We start from the raw sequence: 12,519 nt of genomic DNA on the forward strand, positions 1-12,519 counted from the left end.
TCTTAATCTTTGCGGGTAGGAAATAACAACGCTCTAATCCAATTAAAAAAACCGTTATCACTTAGTACCATTTTATCAACCGAATCAAAAAACCGGGCCTGACCTTCCGGGTCAGCAAAAAAATCAGCTCGGGTGGTAAAACCTTTTTTCGCGTCTAATTCTTTAACAACTTTGGCAGGATTTCCCGCCACCACTACATTGGCAGGAACATCTTTAGTCACTACCGCGTTGGCTGCAACAATACTGTTTTCACCTATCCTCACACCTTTCAGCACCACGCTGTTATCACCTAACCACACATTGTCTTCAATAATAACTGGCGTTACTTCATCGCTACGTTTGGTGCGATCATAAATACCATGCCAATCCGAATCGGTGATATACACACCATTGGCTAGCATCACACTATTACCAATCACTATTTTATCCGCCGCCGAAATTCTGGAGCCAGGACTGATTAACACATAATCACCCACGCTAATTTCACCTTGATCCGGCTCTCTACCCCAGACCGCAATTTTCACTCGCTGGTTAGGCTCAGCGATAATCGTCACACACTTACCAATAATAATATTGGGACCAGAAATGGAGACATACCAGGGTTTCATAATGGTGTGATGCTCACCTAAATAATCACAAGCCGGGCGTAAAAAATGTTCCGCATACCAATGACGAAAACGGAGGTAATTCTTTTTAACCCAATAGGGGCGGCGATCTTGTCTCATAAATTTATGCAGTAAACATATTGAAGGGGAGAAGGCGGGCAGTGTGACAGCCAAATTTAAAAATCGCAATATCCGAATGTTTGAATAATCCAAGGATGGTGCTATTGAGTAATGATCAATATTTAAAGCCATTGAAAATAAACAGCTCATTGATAACTCTAACTTTTAACATTAGACGCTGGCAGCAAGTACTCTGCTATAATCGCATTTTTTCTGTCCAGACATATATCGTGAACAACTCCCGTATCATCAGCAGCAACCAGCAAGGCGTGCACGACAAGCTCGACACCATAGTGCGGCGGCATTTAAAAAGCCCATTTCGACGCCCGTTTCCCGATTACAGTTTGCGTGCCTTTGAACAGGCCCAGCAGGTTGTGGCCCAACATCGCGGCCCGCTTATTCTGGACTCATTCTGCGGTGTTGGTGAAAGTACTATTAATATTGCCAAAACGCATCCGGAAGCACTGGTAATTGGCATCGATAAATCCAGCCACCGGTTAGACAAACATCGCCAACACTTTCCCAATAACGATGTTCAAAACTATTATCTGTTACAAGCTGATATCGATGATTTCTGGCGGCTTGCCGTTGCCGACGGCTGGCGACTGCAACAACACTTTCTGCTTTACCCCAATCCCTGGCCAAAAGCTGCGCAGTTAAAACGCCGGGTACATGGTTCGCCACTGTTCCCTGCATTAATACAGTTAGGCGGTAAAATTGAACTGCGAAGTAATTGGCCCATCTATGTGGAAGAATTTGCTCAGGCACTCTCCATTGCTGGCTTTAAGGCGACAGCGCACGTCTATACTCCTGCGCGATCAATCACTCCTTTTGAGCGTAAATACAGTGAGTCCGGGCAAAAACTATGGTACTGCCAATGCCAACTGGATTAGCCCGGCTAAGCTAATAGTGGTAATGTCCTCGCCTTGAATAGCAGGTATACTGCCCCAATCTAACAACAATCAGGCACAATTACACACGCAGTAACGAAATACGGATGGACTCCATCATGGCTACACCAGCAATTTCTCTCACCGCTGAGAACGATCCTATCTGGCAAACAATCCGCCAGGAAACTGAACTGGCGATCAGCAAAGAACCCATCCTTGCCAGTTTTTTGCACTCGACCATTCTCAACCACAAATCGCTGGAGTGCGCGCTCAGTTTTCACCTGGCGTATAAGCTCGACAGCCCCACTGCCTCCGCGCTACTGGTAAGAGAAGTCATTGAACAAGCACTTGAGGCTGATCCACTGATCAGCAAGGCCATGCGTTGCGATTTACGCGCAGTGGTTGAACGCGACTCCGCCTGCAACCACTATTCCGAACCTTTTCTGTACTTTAAAGGTTTCCATGCACTGCAAGCCTATCGCGTCGCGCATTGGCTATGGCAACAGGGCCGACACGAGTTAGCCCTATTTTTGCAAAATTGTATTTCTACCGAGTTCGGCGTCGACATTCACCCGGCAGCGAAAATTGGCCACGGTATTTTAATGGATCATGCGACGGGCATAGTTATTGGCGCCACCGCTGTGGTTGGCAATAATGTTTCCATCATGCAATCAGTTACATTAGGTGGTACCGGCAAAGAGGAAGGCGACCGCCATCCCAAAGTCGGTGACGGCGTACTCATTAGCGCAGGAGCAAAAATCCTCGGCAATATCAAAATCGGCAATGGCGCTAAAATTGGTGCCGGCAGTGTGGTATTACAAGAAGTGCCTGCGCACACCACAGTCGCCGGCGTGCCAGCCAAAGTGATAGGCCGCCCTAACTGCGAACAACCTGCCCTCGATATGAATCATGGCATTAGCTGCGATATGGACGGCGAATAAAGCCTATCTACGGCTGACAATTTGGTTTATTACCCTGTAACTGTGCCTGCCGATATAAGGTATTTGCTGCAGGCATGTGCTGGGTTAAATTATCAATACGACTACTATGAGACGGGTGCGTGGACATAAATTCCGGCGGCGCGCCCTTAGAGTTTTTTCCCATATTTTTCCACAGCTCAACACTAGCCTCCGGTTTAAACCCCGCTTTAGCCATTAAGTCCAACCCGATTAAATCCGCTTCAGACTCATGAGATCGGCTATAAGGTAACTGCAAACCAAATTGCACACCTACTCCCATCGCGGCCATCAATAACGGCTTTTGTTCGTTATTCTGCAGCATCACTCCTAATAACTGTTGGCTGCTCTGTGAAGCGAATTGCAATGACATGCGCTCATTACCGTGATGCGCCATTACATGCCCAACCTCATGCCCCATCACCGATGCTAACTGATGCTGATTAACCGCTACTTTTAATAAACCGGTATGCACCCCGATTTTCCCACCTGGCAAAGCAAAAGCGTTAGCGCTTTCGTCTTCAAACACAACCACCTCCCAATCGCGCTGATACTGCGCATCCAGCACTTTAGTAATGGCAGCTGCCACACAGGTCACGTATTGATTAGTTCTGCTTGATTGATCAATCTTTCCGCTGGACTTCATATCCGTAAAGGCCGCGACACCCATTTGCGCCATATCGTTATCAGACATCAATAAAAATTGAGAACGGCCTGTTGGCGATGTTGCACAGGCAATGGTAACTATGGAAGTTATTGCAATTAGTAAATAGCGTTTCATCGGATTTCTCAGAAAATTATAGTTTGAGTACAACAGATTTTATCTCTCCCTTCGCCAAACAACAAATACTAACTGCGTGCTTCCGCTTCAGGAAGCGCCATCAAGAAATGCCATCAATGCCTCGTAACCACCAATGTATTGCTGACCGTGAAAAATTTGCGGCACAGTAGATACCGGTTTACCGATAGTTTTTTCCAAATCAGCCTGACTAATTTTTTCCTGCTCAATATCAACATAACGGTATGCCAAGCCCCTAATATCACAGACTTCTTTGGCCCGCCTGCAAAAGCCGCAACTTTGCTTACCAAAAATAGTAAAACGATCCATAACCACTAACCTCACTAGAGAATAAGTGACTAGTATCGAAGCAAACTAATGATATTTATAATCAATTGTTTTCATCGACTCCATTTAGAATAACTATGGCAATTTCCCGATTGCCGATCTTGCTGCCATCGCTTATATTGTAAATACCACTCTCTAACCCATGGTTAAACTATGTTGCGCATCAGTACTATTTTTAAATTAGTCTTTATTGGTAGCTTAGTAATATTGACCGGCTGCCAGAGTAGCAATGTCGTTGTTGATTATGATACCTCTGCTGACTTTTCCAATTTACGTCATTACCAACTGCAGCCACAAAAAGCCAATGATAAAGATTTTGATCCCTTGCTGGATGAACGTACCCGGAAAGCACTTCAAGCTGAACTATCAAAAGAAGGGTTAATCGAAGAAACCGCAGAGCAAGCCGCAAACATTATCGTCAGCTATCACGTTAGCAGCCAAATAAAGGACAAGCCCTCAGAGACTGGTGCCAGTATTGGCTTAGGGGGAAGTAGCAGTGGAAATACCGCGATGGGGCTGGCGTTAAGTTTTCCACTAGGCGGGGACAAAGTGGTCAAAGAAATTCAAATCGTTATTGATATGCTAAACCCAAGCGACAAAACATTAAAATGGCGCGCCACCAAAAACCTCACCGTGGGCGATGAATCTCCTGAACAAATTACTGCGATAATGAATGCCGCTATTGAAGAGATTTTTACCTTCTATCCGCCTGGCACTAAAGCGAACTAAGTCCGCTACCAAGGACAAATAACAGGCAAGGCCTTTTAATTATTGTGGTATTGCGCCGACAACTCGTGCACTGATTCAATAAAAACACCGGCGTTCTCCGGATCGACTTCCGGTGTAATACCATGCCCCAAATTGAACACATGACCAGTGCCTTGACCATAACGGGATAAAATTGCTGCCACCTCTTCGCGAATACGCTGAGGTGACGCATAGAGCATGGTGGGGTCCATATTGCCCTGCAAAGCCACTTGATCGCCAACGCGCTGCCTGGCATTACCAATATCCGTGGTCCAGTCCAAGCCTAATGCGGTAGCGCCTGTGGCTGCAATTGACTCCAACCACTGCCCACCATTTTTAGTAAATAGAATGACTGGCACTTCACGACCGTCATTCTCACGAATCAAACCATCAACAATTTTTTTCATGTAGGCCAGCGAAAATTCCTGATAAGCACTGTGGCTTAATGCACCGCCCCAGGTGTCAAAAATCTGTACAGCTTGTGCGCCCGCTTTTATTTGACCATTCAAATAACTGGTGACACTTTGTGCCAACTTCTCCAGCAATGCATGCATCGTTGCCGGCTCATTAAACGCTAATGCCTTAGCCAGACGAAAATCCTTGGAGGATCCACCTTCAACCATATAAGTAGCTAACGTCCAGGGGCTGCCGGCAAAACCAATTAACGGTACGCGTCCATTTAATTCTTTGCGAATAGTGCTGACCGCATCCATGACATAACCTAAATCTTTTTGCGGATCAGGTATCGGCAACGCTGCAACATCCGCCGCTGTGCGTACAGTCTTCTTAAAACGCGGACCTTCGCCAGTTTCAAAATACAAGCCCAACCCCATGGCATCCGGAATGGTTAAAATATCTGAAAATAAAATCGCCGCATCTAATGGATATCGCTCCAGCGGTTGCATAGTGACTTCACAGGCAAACTCAGGATTCATACACAGCGACATAAAATCACCGGCCTTGGAACGACTGGCGCGATATTCAGGTAAATAGCGACCCGCTTGACGCATCATCCACACCGGGGTGACATCAACAGGCTGCTTTAATAAAGCACGAAGGAAACGGTCGTTTTTTAGTTCTGCCATAGGGGTAGGCTATCCAGTCGAATTGAAAGTAGTGTTCAGAATACGATATTCATCCTTTAAAGCCAGCAGCCAACCGCTGCAAAAAAAGCTTTAAAATCAAAAATATACGGCGGCAATCGGCACCCGTATGAACGGAGGCCTTAAAATCGGGGCCATTCTACACGCATGCCCCAAGGGGAACAAATAAGATAAGTAGGCAGGAACAATAATCGGCTGACGCTTTCTCAGCACCGGTTAACGGCGATGTTTACGGATATCGGCCTGTATACCCTCTATACTTCTGGCCCAAGGCCGCAGCTTTTGCAACTCTAACGGTAATACTTTGCTTGCAGCCAAGGCTTCCGCTTTATTGCTATAGGGTGCCGCCAATGCAACAAACCAGGGCTTTCCCTTTAGCTGTGTTTCAAAATAGGTTATTGGCAGTCTACCTTCGTAGGGCTTAACAAAATCTTTCACCCGCTTTTCATCAACTGACCCCATCAGCTGCAGCACATAACTACTCGCAGGCATACCTAATAAGCGCTGTTCACGTGCAGGTACTTTCGGCTTAGCAGCCACAGCTTTTTTAATCGGTGCGGACTCAATAACTTTAGCAACCGGTTTGGCAGAGACCTTCGCAACTGTTGGCTCTGACTTTGCAGCGCTGATTTTTTCTTCAACTTTTGCGGCTTCCTGCGCGGGTAACTTTTCAACGACAGGTGACTTAGCTACTTGCCGCTCATTCACCGGTAAAGGCTTCGCGGTAACAACCTGTTTTTTAGGGGCGTCTTCGCCGGGCACTTCTTTAAGCGACTGGATGGTCGCAATAGGTTTAGACGCAACAGCAGAAGGTGACTTATTCGCGGGCGGCAGGGTAACTTGTCTTTGAACCATACCATTACTATTTTTTTCCGCAGGTATTTTAGCGATCAGTTTCTCAGCTTCCTTTTCATCATCACTATTAATCACGTCATTCATCGGGGACTGGTATAGCCAAGCCAATAGCAATGCCATTAGCAGCAGGCCAATGACAGCAAAATGCGTTACCGGAATAGCACGACCCAAGCTGGATTGCTGCTCAGAAACATTACCCGATAATAAGGTCGGGAGTAGCTGATCAATTTCAGCCAAATTTCCTCCGGACTGCTCATGCAGAACCGCCAGTTGATCCGCCCCCAAAGGCTGCTCCCCGGCATAACCTACCGACTGCAACAAACCCTGCAGATAATTGCCCGTCTCTTCTAGCGTCAACGGTTCGAGCTCCAACCGTTTTATTTGCTGTTTATCAAACTGACTTAACACCGCTAACTGTTCGACCTGATACTCACCTACCATCAGCAAACGCACAAAATCTCCGTTCTGCTGAACTAATTCACGCAGCAGCACATAACTTTCCAACGACATGTAATGTGCTTGATCGATCACCAAGAGAATGGGCTCTGGCTCGTCATCGATATGAGTAATGGCTTGAACTGCAGCAATAAATTCAGCGGCGGTAATAGGTGTATTTAAATTCAGCTGTAATTGTTCATTTACCGAGGCCATCAACTGCTGGTCTGACATGGCAGTTTCCGCATCAACAAAACAACAATCCATAACGTCAGCAAGCTGACTATAGGCGTGATCGACTAACCATGAAGTCCCGCTGCCCGTCGCTCCAACCAACAACACTACTTGATCGCTAAAGCGACTAAAGTGAATTAGCTGATCGAGAATCTGGCGTCGCTGAGCGCCACTGTAAAAATAATCGGATTCGAAATCATCGGCGAAAGGGTCAGCACTTAGATCAAGCCGCTGCACATAATGATCTGAATTGTAGCTAGTTGTTACTGGCATCATTGCCTACTCGTGTTAATTCAATCAAAACATAGCACGAAGTGTTTATTACGCCACCCCTGAAGTAACCAGAGTGGCTCGCACATCAGCTTCACTGACTTCGCTGGTGATGATCGCTTCACCCATCGACTTTAATAACACCAGGCGCAGACGTCCATCCAACACTTTTTTATCTACCGCCATTAGCGATAAAAACTGTTCGCAACTCATCGTTGGTGGCACTACTGGCAAGTTAGCTTGCTCTAATAAGCCCTTTATAGACAGCACATCCGCTGACTGCAACCAACCCATTCGGGCAGACAAGTCAGCTGCTAGCAGCATTCCCACTGCGACAGCCTCTCCGTGTAACCAATTCCCATAACCTTGTGCAGTTTCAATCGCATGGCCAAAAGTGTGACCTAAATTTAAAATCGCGCGAATGCCAGATTCTCTTTCATCACTGGCCACAACTTTTGCTTTATTTTCGCAAGAACGCAAAATCGCTTCAGCTAACAACGGTTTATCACATTGCACCAATCCCGCCATATTTTCTTGCAGCCAACTGTAAAAAGGGGCATCACAAATCAAACCGTATTTAATGACTTCGGCGATACCCGCTGACAACTCTCTGGCGGGTAGTGTTAACAAGCTATTGGTATCAGCAATAACACATTGCGGCTGATGAAACGCGCCGATCATATTCTTACCTAAGGGATGATTGACGCCTGTCTTCCCGCCCACTGAGGAATCCACTTGTGATAACAAGGTGGTCGGAATTTGGATGAAATTTACGCCGCGCTGATAACTCGCTGCGGCATAACCGGTCATATCACCAACAACGCCGCCACCCAGAGCAATCAAAGTTGTCGTTCGATTGTGCTTATCAATCAATAACTGATCGTAAATTCGACTTAATACCCCGAGAGTTTTATGCTGCTCCCCATCTGGCAATATCACTTCAGAATATTGCAATCCAGCCAGCGATTGACGAACCTGCTCCAAATACAGCGGCGCGATCGTTTCATTAGTCACTACCAACACCTGACGCCCTTGAATATGCTGGCGCAATAACTCAGGCTGAGTCAGTAAATCCTCGCCAATATAAATAGGGTAACTACGATCACCCAAGTCAACGTTAAGAGTTTGCATAGATTTTCTAGCGCAACGGCTGTAGATAATTTTGTTTTGAAGGTTTCAGCATTTAAGTGTAAATAGGATAAAACACCTACTCAATAGTTTTATAACATAGCTGACACACTTAAGATAAAAAAGATGCTCTCTAGCGCTATATACCACTTAACATTTCAGCCAGCTCTTGCGCGACTGATTTCGGGCTGCGTCTATCCGTATCGATCACATAATCGGCAATTTCCTGATACAGCTCATGACGCTGGGTCATTAAATCCGTTAGCACTTGTTTAGGGTTATCGCTATTTAGCAGAGGGCGCTTGGTATCGCGAGCGGTGCGACGAACCTGCTCTTCTATCGAAGTCATTAAATATACCACCCGACCCCGACTGGATAACACACGCCGATTTTCAGGCATCAATACAATACCGCCGCCGGTAGCAAGCAATGTTTTGTCCAGCTGACTTAATTCATCCAGCATAGCTGCTTCGCGGTTACGAAAACCTTCCTCACCTTCCATATCGAAGATCCAGGGGATATCTACACCACTACGGTCTTCAATCTCTTTATCAGTATCTTTAAATTCCAAACGCAAATCAGCCGCTAACAAGCGACCAATAGTGGATTTACCGGCCCCCATGGGCCGATAAGAAAGACATTTGAAGAGGATTTCATAGGTACAACAGAATATTAATCAATCAAAGTATCCGCCAAAATTCTTGGCGTAATAAATATTAACGTCTCAGTTTTTTCCTGGGTAACTGAGGTATTGGTGAACAAACGCCCCAAGTAAGGGATATCACCCAACACAGGTACTTTGGATTCCGACTCAACATCAACGGTACGGAATACACCACCTAGCACAACAGTCTCACCATTGCCGACCAACACCTGCGTAGTCAATTCGGTAGTGTCGATTGTAGGCACAGTACCACCGTTACCAGAAGGCACCAGATCACCAATCGAATCCTGATTAATTGAAAGCTTCATAATAATGCGGTCATCAGGCGTAATACTGGGTGTTACTTGCAGCTTCAACACCGCTTCTTTAAACGAAACCGTAGTTTCACCATTTGCCGAAGACTCTTGATAAGGCACTTCTGAACCCGACTTTATAACGGCTTCTTGTTTGTCACCGGTAATTACCTTGGGCTGCGACACGATTTCACCGCGCCCTTTAGATTCCAGCGCATTTAACTCCATCTGAATTTGTACATCTTCGTTTACGAAACCAACTGCCAGGCTACCGGTAGGGTTTGCAACACCAAGATCCACATTTAATGCATCCGGAATTAAAATGGGTTCAGATAAATCTTCACCATTCGCCACATCGAGTGAGGCCTGTGCAACAGAGTTAATACTATCTATCACCGAGCCCGTATTACCACCAAAGAACACTAAATCATCACCACTGTTAGTAGCATTAATGCCCGCAGCACCCCACTGTACACCTAGTTCTTCATCAAAGCTGGAATTCGCAATAACAATTCTTGCTTCAACCAACACCTGACGCACTGGTACATCCAGCAAGCGGACTACTCGACGAAAATCTTCAAGCTTTTGAGCGGTCTCTGTTACTAATAATGAGTTAGTACGTTCATCGACAATCACACTGCCACGAGGAGACAATAAACTGGTGGTAGAAACCTCACTACCCTCGCCACCCGCAGTGCCAAACAACTTATAAATCTCTTTAGCTTCAGCGTAGCGAATTCGGATGTATTCGGTTTGCAGTGGTGCTAATTCTTCAATTTGTTTGTTATTTTCAATTTCCTGGCGCTCTCTTTCTGCAATCTCTGCGGCGGGAGCAACCATTAATACATTACCATTTTGACGCTTATCCAAACCTTTGGTTTTCAATACCAAATCCAGCGCCTGATCCCAAGGAACATTTTGCAAACGCAAGGTAATCCGACCTGAGACGGTATCACTGGCAACCAAGTTCAAGCTAGTAAAGTCAGCAATTAACTGTAATACCGCTCGAACCTCAATATCCTGAAAGTTAAGTGACAGCTTTTCGCCAACATAAGCAAATTCTTTTTGCTTTAACTCTAGCTCTTCAGGCGTTAATGGTTTAACACTAACAACGTATTCATTATCAGTCTGATAAGCGAGATAGTCATAGTCGCCTGTAGCTTTCAGTGAAAACAATGCACCTTTTTCACTAGGCTGAGCCTCAACTACCTGCACCGGAGTGGCAAAATCGCTAACATCATAACGACGCTGTAAACGTTCAGGCAAACTCACTTGATCAAAATCAACCTTGATGAAACCACCTTCAACGAAAACATTGATTCCTACTTTAGGATTGGCCAAATTAATAACCAAGCGGCCTTCACCATCGTCGCCTCGTTTAAAATCAACATCTACTATTTCATTACCGGCGGCAACTGCTGCCGCCTTAGTGGCAACAGCTAATGCAGTATTATCTTTAGTCGGTTTTAAATAATCCCTAACACCGGAATCACCCACCTCAACATACAAACTATTGCCTTCAACCCGGGTTTTGTAAGGCGCAAGCTCAACCAAATTCAAGATCATCCGGGTACGACCACCGGACTCAAGAATTACTGCGCTACTGGCATTACCATAAGAAAGAGGAAACTTTTTTTGCTCAAGCTTACTGGAAACGCCTACCAGGTCTAACGCAATACGCGCAGGCTTTTCAATGTTATAACCTTTTGGCTCCGGGGGAACACCATCAAAGTCGAGACGCACCTCAAAGCGGCCACCAGGCTGGGAACTGAATTCAACATCAGTTAGATTTGTATTGGCAGCATGTGCCACATTTACCACTAATGCGCATAATACTACTGACAGAACCGTTAAAACCTTAAAGGCTTTTCTGGGCAGGATTTGCACTCCATTACCAGAGTTCATATGTCTGTATGCAGTTTCCATGGAAGTCTCCACTCTCACTCTTCTTCTAATGTCTTTAACTTAATGGTTCTTGGTCGTTCCACCCAACCGTCTACACCGTTTGGAACAATTTCAATAACCGAAAGATAAGTTTCTGTTGCTTCAATGATACGGCCGTGATTGCGACCAATGTAATTACTAATTTTTGTTCTATGCACGCCACCTTGCTCATCTTGAATCAGCGCCCATAAGGTATCACCCTGTTCCAAAGTACCGACCATGGCCAAAGACCCCAAGTCGAACTGTTCTAAATATTCTTTGGTGCGATTAGGATCAGGCTTTACATTACTTTTCATCTGCAGCCGGGTAATTTCAGTAACTTCAATCGGCTTTTCAAATGGCGCTCGCAGTGAAGAAGCGCTGTAACTAAATGTTTTATAAGCTTTAAAAACTGGAATGGGCTTTATTATTCCTGCTGGACGCGATTTTTTCTCGGCCATAAAATCATCCAGGTCTTGCAAATCAGCGCCGCCACATGCCGTCAAGCCTAATGATAAAATCAGCAATACAATTGAAGAGAAGTTGTTATTCATCGCTCCTCCTCCATATCTTTGTAGCGGTAAGTTTTAGCAGTAATGTTCATTATTAATCTCGAAGAATCACCGCTTTGTTTAATAGAAAAGTCATGCAACGTTACAATCCGGGGTAAGCCAGCTATACCACTTACAAAACCACCAAGATCGTGGTAATTGCCTTGCACAACAATTTGTATCGGCAGCTCCACATAAAACTCTTGCTGAGTTTCATTTCCTAAGTTGATGGTATTGATATCCAAACCACTGGCCAAGCCTCGATTAGTAATGTCTTCTAGCAACCCGGGCACTTCGGTATCACTGGGAAGCTGACTGACCAATGCACCAAATGATTCTTCCATCTCAACCATTTGCTTACGATAAGCATCAAGATTTGCCGCTTGAAAAGCCTTGCGCTCAAACTGGGTTTTTAAGTCCGCTTCAGAGCGCTGCTCTGCTGCCAATTTCTCTTGCAATTCGGCGACATCATAAAAATATCCAGCAGCTAACACCGCAATAAAAGCAATTGACCACACGATAATTTTAATTGATGTTGGCCAAGAGCCAATATTTTCAACATCAAGATCATTGATATCGAAATCTTGTAAATCCTTTAACACATCCTGAAAAGCCATGA

13 protein-coding genes are annotated in these 12,519 nt (G+C 45.3%); 3 read left to right on the forward strand and 10 right to left on the reverse strand.

Annotated features, from left to right (window positions below):
* Positions 1-2: 2 nt before the first annotated feature.
* Positions 3-725, reverse strand: a complete 723-nt coding sequence (locus UNITIG_RS10450; protein WP_101759254.1) for a DapH/DapD/GlmU-related protein — start codon at positions 723-725, stop codon at positions 3-5.
* 230 nt (positions 726-955) lie between these two features.
* Between UNITIG_RS10450 and UNITIG_RS10455 the strand changes: the two genes are divergently transcribed.
* Positions 956-1,618 (forward strand): tRNA (guanosine(46)-N(7))-methyltransferase TrmB, encoded by a 663-nt coding sequence (locus tag UNITIG_RS10455; protein WP_235015348.1) that lies wholly within the window; start codon positions 956-958, stop codon positions 1,616-1,618.
* A gap of 116 nt (positions 1,619-1,734) precedes the next feature.
* Complete coding sequence (gene cysE / locus UNITIG_RS10460) at positions 1,735-2,556, forward strand: serine O-acetyltransferase (protein WP_101759255.1); 822 nt, start codon at positions 1,735-1,737, stop codon at positions 2,554-2,556.
* A 7-nt stretch (positions 2,557-2,563) separates the two neighbouring features.
* Here the strand turns inward: cysE and UNITIG_RS10465 are convergent, their stop codons facing one another.
* On the reverse strand, positions 2,564-3,352 hold the full coding sequence (locus tag UNITIG_RS10465; protein ID WP_101758325.1) for a M48 family metallopeptidase: 789 nt from the start codon (positions 3,350-3,352) through the stop codon (positions 2,564-2,566).
* 87 nt (positions 3,353-3,439) lie between these two features.
* The gene (locus UNITIG_RS10470; protein ID WP_101758326.1) at positions 3,440-3,679 is read right to left on the reverse strand and encodes a GrxA family glutaredoxin; all 240 of its coding nucleotides are present in this window, start codon (positions 3,677-3,679) and stop codon (positions 3,440-3,442) included.
* A gap of 171 nt (positions 3,680-3,850) precedes the next feature.
* Here UNITIG_RS10470 and UNITIG_RS10475 point away from each other — a divergent pair, with 171 nt between their 5' ends.
* Complete coding sequence (locus tag UNITIG_RS10475; RefSeq protein WP_101758327.1) at positions 3,851-4,426, forward strand: DUF4136 domain-containing protein; 576 nt, start codon at positions 3,851-3,853, stop codon at positions 4,424-4,426.
* 35 nt (positions 4,427-4,461) lie between these two features.
* Here UNITIG_RS10475 and hemE read toward each other — a convergent pair whose 3' ends face one another.
* The 7 genes from hemE to UNITIG_RS10510 all read right to left on the reverse strand — a co-directional run bounded on the left by hemE (position 4,462) and on the right by UNITIG_RS10510 (position 12,517).
* Positions 4,462-5,529 (reverse strand): uroporphyrinogen decarboxylase, encoded by a 1,068-nt coding sequence (hemE, locus tag UNITIG_RS10480; protein ID WP_101758328.1) that lies wholly within the window; start codon positions 5,527-5,529, stop codon positions 4,462-4,464.
* Positions 5,530-5,763: 234 nt separating this feature from the next.
* On the reverse strand, positions 5,764-7,347 hold the full coding sequence (locus UNITIG_RS10485) for an SPOR domain-containing protein (RefSeq protein ID WP_101758329.1): 1,584 nt from the start codon (positions 7,345-7,347) through the stop codon (positions 5,764-5,766).
* Between the two features lie 45 nt (positions 7,348-7,392).
* Entirely contained in the window at positions 7,393-8,472 is a 1,080-nt protein-coding gene (gene aroB, locus UNITIG_RS10490; RefSeq protein ID WP_101758330.1) for a 3-dehydroquinate synthase, read from the reverse strand.
* 136 nt (positions 8,473-8,608) lie between these two features.
* On the reverse strand, positions 8,609-9,091 hold the full coding sequence (gene aroK / locus UNITIG_RS10495; protein WP_101758331.1) for a shikimate kinase AroK: 483 nt from the start codon (positions 9,089-9,091) through the stop codon (positions 8,609-8,611).
* 50 nt (positions 9,092-9,141) lie between these two features.
* Positions 9,142-11,352, reverse strand: a complete 2,211-nt coding sequence (locus UNITIG_RS10500; protein ID WP_101758332.1) for a type IV pilus secretin PilQ — start codon at positions 11,350-11,352, stop codon at positions 9,142-9,144.
* Positions 11,353-11,366: 14 nt separating this feature from the next.
* Positions 11,367-11,903, reverse strand: coding sequence for a pilus assembly protein PilP (locus UNITIG_RS10505; protein WP_101758333.1), 537 nt, complete (start codon positions 11,901-11,903; stop codon positions 11,367-11,369).
* Positions 11,900-12,517, reverse strand: a complete 618-nt coding sequence (locus tag UNITIG_RS10510; RefSeq protein ID WP_101758334.1) for a type 4a pilus biogenesis protein PilO — start codon at positions 12,515-12,517, stop codon at positions 11,900-11,902. The genes UNITIG_RS10505 and UNITIG_RS10510 overlap by 4 nt, the downstream gene beginning before the upstream one ends.
* Positions 12,518-12,519 lie beyond the last annotated feature (2 nt).

It is taken from the genome of Oceanicoccus sp. KOV_DT_Chl, from assembly GCF_900120175.1.
Classification (GTDB): domain Bacteria; phylum Pseudomonadota; class Gammaproteobacteria; order Pseudomonadales; family Dasaniaceae; genus Oceanicoccus.

Excerpts from the sequence above, each read along its gene's own strand:
- UNITIG_RS10450 (WP_101759254.1), bottom strand. The coding sequence starts at position 725 with ATGAGACAAGATCGCCGCCCCTATTGGGTTAAAAAGAATTACCTCCGT.
- cysE (WP_101759255.1), top strand. The coding sequence starts at position 1,735 with ATGGCTACACCAGCAATTTCTCTCACCGCTGAGAACGATCCTATCTGG.
- UNITIG_RS10465 (WP_101758325.1), bottom strand. The coding sequence starts at position 3,352 with ATGAAACGCTATTTACTAATTGCAATAACTTCCATAGTTACCATTGCC.
- UNITIG_RS10470 (WP_101758326.1), bottom strand. The coding sequence starts at position 3,679 with ATGGATCGTTTTACTATTTTTGGTAAGCAAAGTTGCGGCTTTTGCAGG.
- UNITIG_RS10475 (WP_101758327.1), top strand. The coding sequence starts at position 3,851 with ATGTTGCGCATCAGTACTATTTTTAAATTAGTCTTTATTGGTAGCTTA.
- hemE (WP_101758328.1), bottom strand. The coding sequence starts at position 5,529 with ATGGCAGAACTAAAAAACGACCGTTTCCTTCGTGCTTTATTAAAGCAG.
- UNITIG_RS10485 (WP_101758329.1), bottom strand. The coding sequence starts at position 7,347 with ATGATGCCAGTAACAACTAGCTACAATTCAGATCATTATGTGCAGCGG.
- aroB (WP_101758330.1), bottom strand. The coding sequence starts at position 8,472 with ATGCAAACTCTTAACGTTGACTTGGGTGATCGTAGTTACCCTATTTAT.
- aroK (WP_101758331.1), bottom strand. The coding sequence starts at position 9,091 with ATGGGGGCCGGTAAATCCACTATTGGTCGCTTGTTAGCGGCTGATTTG.
- UNITIG_RS10500 (WP_101758332.1), bottom strand. The coding sequence starts at position 11,352 with ATGGAAACTGCATACAGACATATGAACTCTGGTAATGGAGTGCAAATC.
- UNITIG_RS10505 (WP_101758333.1), bottom strand. The coding sequence starts at position 11,903 with ATGAATAACAACTTCTCTTCAATTGTATTGCTGATTTTATCATTAGGC.
- UNITIG_RS10510 (WP_101758334.1), bottom strand. The coding sequence starts at position 12,517 with ATGGCTTTTCAGGATGTGTTAAAGGATTTACAAGATTTCGATATCAAT.